Origin of the sequence: uncultured Romboutsia sp., assembly GCF_958366745.1 — a bacterium.
Classification (GTDB): domain Bacteria; phylum Bacillota; class Clostridia; order Peptostreptococcales; family Peptostreptococcaceae; genus Romboutsia; species Romboutsia timonensis.
This window is the reverse complement of the sequence record NZ_CATXCO010000181.1, coordinates 1-4,901: the sequence shown is the minus strand read 5'-3', so window position 1 is coordinate 4,901 and position 4,901 is coordinate 1. Positions and strand designations below refer to the sequence as shown.

5 protein-coding genes are annotated in these 4,901 nt (G+C 25.1%); 2 read left to right on the top strand and 3 right to left on the bottom strand.

The features are described 5' to 3' along the window. Positions 1 to 519 precede the first annotated feature (519 nt). Complete coding sequence (locus Q5F54_RS10605) at positions 520 to 1,512, top strand: calcium/sodium antiporter (protein ID WP_071121023.1); 993 nt, start codon at positions 520 to 522, stop codon at positions 1,510 to 1,512. A gap of 142 nt (positions 1,513 to 1,654) precedes the next feature. On the opposite strand, the gene Q5F54_RS10600 is transcribed toward Q5F54_RS10605, so the two are convergent. Next, complete coding sequence (locus Q5F54_RS10600) at positions 1,655 to 2,269, bottom strand: DUF4397 domain-containing protein (RefSeq protein WP_071121024.1); 615 nt, start codon at positions 2,267 to 2,269, stop codon at positions 1,655 to 1,657. A 169-nt stretch (positions 2,270 to 2,438) separates the two neighbouring features. On the opposite strand from Q5F54_RS10600, the gene Q5F54_RS10595 reads away from it, so the two are divergent. Continuing rightward, positions 2,439 to 2,654: a heavy-metal-associated domain-containing protein gene (locus tag Q5F54_RS10595; protein WP_302169619.1), complete on the top strand. Its 216-nt coding sequence runs from the start codon at positions 2,439 to 2,441 to the stop codon at positions 2,652 to 2,654. Between the two features lie 286 nt (positions 2,655 to 2,940). Here Q5F54_RS10595 and Q5F54_RS10590 read toward each other — a convergent pair whose 3' ends face one another. Both Q5F54_RS10590 and Q5F54_RS10585 read right to left on the bottom strand, forming a co-directional pair. Further along, the gene (locus tag Q5F54_RS10590; protein ID WP_288524037.1) at positions 2,941 to 3,213 is read right to left on the bottom strand and encodes a hypothetical protein; all 273 of its coding nucleotides are present in this window, start codon (positions 3,211 to 3,213) and stop codon (positions 2,941 to 2,943) included. 147 nt (positions 3,214 to 3,360) lie between these two features. Beyond that, complete coding sequence (locus Q5F54_RS10585) at positions 3,361 to 4,497, bottom strand: MFS transporter (RefSeq protein WP_302334400.1); 1,137 nt, start codon at positions 4,495 to 4,497, stop codon at positions 3,361 to 3,363. Between the last annotated feature and the right edge of the window lie 404 nt (positions 4,498 to 4,901).

Below are 4,901 nucleotides of genomic sequence, written 5' to 3'. Positions count from 1 at the left end.
ACTCCTAACTATTTTTAGTTTATTTTTAATAACTATATTAGAATTATCTTTTCCAATATTATAAATTTCATGACTAATTCTTATATTTTATGGTTGATAATTAAAAATATTTTTGTGATATTCTAATTAATACATGAAAGTAGGAGCTAATACTCCTATCTTAAACTTCCTAGTTTATCTTTTGCTATATCTTTATTAACTCAATTATTTGCACACTTATTTTTGTACAAAGTGCTCCTGTTGATTCATCAAACAAAATTATATATTTAAATTTTCAAAATTTTGTTGCCTTTTTGTATCCTTAATCATATAATTATTATATAATTAATTAAATCCCTGAAGGGGAGTAGCTTACACTTTTAGTGTTAATCAGTCGTCATTTCAGTGTTTAAAATCACTCGGTTGATTAACAAGTTTTTATACTTGATAGCAAGACCTTCAAAATAGTTAGATATTTTTATATCTTTCTATTTTAGAGGGTCTTTTTTAATTATAAAAATAAATTTGGAGGTATGAATTTTGAATTATATTTTATTAGTAATTGGTTTTATTTTACTTGTTAAAGGTGCAGATTACTTTGTTGATGGCTCTTCAAGCATAGCAAAAAAACTAAGAATTCCATCACTGATTATAGGACTTACAATAGTTGCATTTGGAACAAGTGCTCCAGAAGCCGCTGTAAGTATTACAGCTTCTGTAAATGGTCAAAATGGTATGGCAATAGGTAATGTTATCGGTTCTAATATATTTAACTTATTAATGGTTATCGGTGCATCTGGTATTATAAAACCTTTATTGGTTGAAAAATCAATATTATCTAGAGAATTTCCATTTGTTCTTTTAACATCTATAATCTTAGTTATATTATCTTTAGACTCTTTACTTTTTAACTCTTCTATTAATATTATAAGTCGTATGGATGGTATAATTTTATTAATTTTATTCGCAGTATTCTTATATTACCTAATAAATTCTGCTATGAAAAATAGAAAAGAAAATTTATGTGATCCAGAAACTTCTGTTGATATTGATGTGAGCAATGTTAAAGCTATAGAAAAAAATAATACTATGATTAAATCTATATTAATCTCAATAATAGGTATAGCAGCAATAATATTTGGTGGAAACTTAGTTGTAAATTCAGCATCAGATATTGCTAGTAGCTTTGGTGTTAGTGACCAACTAATCGGCCTTACAGTAGTTTCAATCGGTACTTCTCTTCCAGAGTTTGTAACATCAGTTATAGCTGCTACTAAAGGGGAAAGTGATTTAGCCTTAGGTAATGTCATAGGTTCTAATATATTTAACATACTATTTGTTATTGGTGCTTCAGCTTTAATTTCTCCTATGACAGTAGATCCTAAATTAATAATAGACGGTGCTATAATGATTTTATCTACGGTATTAGTTTATTTCTATGCATATAGAAAAAATGATATTAGTAAGTTTGAAAGTATAACTTTATCATTGCTATACTTTGGATATATGGGATATTTAGTATTTACAGCTTAAATTTTAATTTGCTAAAAATCTTTTTACTATTATACAACTACTTATATTTCTTTTATTCACATAATTTTTTATCATATAATTTACTCATACGTAAAAAATAAAGCTGTATATAAGTTAATACAGCTTTATTTTTATTATATATCTATTGTGGACATGCATAAGTATTTCCATCTACTGATTGTAGAAGTTCTATATTAGGTGGATTTCCAATTATATATATTGAATATATTCTATCAGGTTTAAATTGAATATTTGATGTCACTATATCATTTCCAGTTAAGTTACCTCTTACTGATACAGTATATTGTCCTGGGTCTAAATATTCGTATAGTGTTTGATCTCTATAGTCTATATCGTCTACTACGGGCTTATCATTATAAAAAACATCTGCTATTGGTAAGTCTGGTGATAGGTTAATAAATCTCTGTACTGCTTGAGTATTTGATGTTTTTTGTTCTACATCCTCATCTACAATTATTAAAGCTTCTTGGCCTACATTTCCTGTAATAGCTAATGTAAATAAGTTTTCATCTGGTAATCTAAATGTTGTTTTTATTAATATATTTTTTGTACCAGCTTCATTTATGTCAATTTTATATGGTCTATTTTCCATATATACATATGGTGTAAAGTCTTTATATTTTATATCTGAGTATAAAAGTTTATTATCAACATATATATCAACTGCTTGTTGTGAAGGTAGAACATTCAAATACCTAATTAATCCTTTATTTTCCTCTATTTTAAAGCAATCCATTTAGATTTCCCCTCCCCCTCTAAATATACTATTTTTATATATTATGTCATCTGATTTATATTGTTACCTTTAAAATCTAACTTAACTAATCTTCTCATTAAACATTTATATCTATAAAATTTTTATTAAATGGAATAATATTTATATATTATATAAGGAGGAATTACATATGACTAGAAAAAGAATAGGAATAGAAGGTATGAGCTGCGGGCATTGTGTAAATCATGTTAAAGAAGCTCTAACTGAAGATATTCAAGGAGTTAAAATAATAGATGTAAGCCTAGAAAACAAGTGTGCTACAGTTGAAGTTGATAATAATGTATCTGATGAACATATAAAAGCTGTAATATCAGATTTAGGATATATTGTTACATCAATAAAATAAAGATAGCATAAAATTTTTATTAATTACATTTATAAATAAAAAATTCGCTTCGCTCATGTCGCCAACGACTTCGTCCGTTGCTCAAAATCTTTTTTACGCTCAAAACCAGTTGATTGATATTACTTACATTCAGAAGTTATCCACATTTTTTTAAATATTATAATATCCTTAATCGTAAAAAAGGAATATAGCATATTTAATAATGCTATATTCCTTTTTGTACTTAGTATCAAAATAAATTTTTGTATAAGCTCTTTATAAAAATAAATCTTAAAATAAATACAAGCTACATATGATCTATCATAAACCTTATGATTTCAATCACTTCATATTCAATTAAGCTAAACATTTTATATACAACATGACTTTTAGGAATATTTTCAAATTGTTCATCTATATAAGTTTTAACTATAATATCTTCCTCTAAATCATAAACTAAGTTTAATGTTGGAGTATCAAAATCCTTTATATCTACAGTAAATATAAAACTTCTATTAGCATCATTATCTATACATTCTTCTATATATTCTATTTTAAATTTCACATTTTCAAATAACATAATATATCCTCCTAAAACTTATTATTGGTAGATTTGTCCAAGGAAATTACTATTTATGTTTATAATTATTTTAGTATAATTTTATATATTTTAAATTCATTATATATTTTTTTTATAAAATTTCTAAAATAATCTATAAATATTTTATTATATTGTCTTATCCTTTGTTTTTCTATCATAAAGTATGGCGCATAAAACCCCTAGAATCGCCACTGCCATCATAATAAGAATAGCTCTATCAATTTTTAAATACTCTATTAAAAAACCAACTACAAAAGAACCAATAATAACGCCTAAGCTATTAAACATAGCAAATCCCATAAGCTGAGAAGTTGTTTTTAAATTTTCAGGACATACCCTATCTATCATAGTTCTTCCTACCATAAGAATAATTGGATATGTAAATATTTGAAGTAATCCACTTAAATATATAGCATAAATATTATGTATAAAATAAAGTACTGACATTTGTATAAATATTACTATAGGAGATAATATAAGCAATTTATCTGGACTTAGTTTATGCATTATCTTACCACAAAGTATTAGCATTGCTATTTCACTTACGGAACATATAAAATTGTATATACCTAAGTCTGATGTATTTCCTCCAATTCTTGTTATTCCATAAGGAACTAATTGTAAATATCCTCTAAATCCTATACATATAATTAAAAGTGTAACTACTGTAAATATATAATCTTTATTTGTTAATAAAGGTTTAAAACTTATACTTCCTTCACAACTTTTAACTACATCCTTTAATCTAAATGCACAAAATATTCCAACTAAAAGCGATCCTATATATATAAAGGTTACATATTTATATCCTAAATTTGAAATAACAAAACCTACAATTAAAACTCCAAATGCCCATCCTACAGAACCAAAAGCTCTTAATTGTCCAAATCTTGATTTTATATCATTGCTACTTTCCATAATCCAACTATCACAAAGAGGTCCTAACATAGAATTAAACAATCCCATTAAAAAAAATCCTATGTAAAATACTACACCTTTATTAAATAAAATTGCTATAGCTCCAGTTATAGTCGTTACTATAAGTGATGGAAATAGTACTTTTTTTATAGTTTTAAGCTTATCACAAAAATATCCAATGGAAAAAAGTCCCACTAGACCACTTAATGTAAATAAGCTAATTAAACTTCCTGTTTGTATAGGATCAAATCCTTTATACTGTAAAAATGGAATTAACATACCAGCTATAGTAGATGTTCCGAAAAATACAAAAAAGTAAATGATTCTAAATAATAGTGCTCGCATCCTCATCCTCCCTAACAAATTATTTAATATTAGTATCTACATTTAATTTTTTTATATTATTTAAAATTTATTTTTCTTAACCAACATATCGTTAAAACACTTCAAATTTATAGATTGCTATTATAATTTGTCCAAAATACTTATAAAATATAAAATACTTATATCAAAAAAGACTGGATATAATTTTAAAATTATATCCAGTCTTTTTTAACTTATACAAATTAACTTCATCATTTAATCTATATACTACACAACTTCGATTTTTATATATTTTTAGATAAATATACTATAGTCTAAAATATAGGAATTATAGTTCCTTTATACTCATTATTTATAAAATCTCTTGCTTCATCAGATGTTAATGCCTTCTTTAAAATCTGTATTTTTTCACTTTCTTCATCACC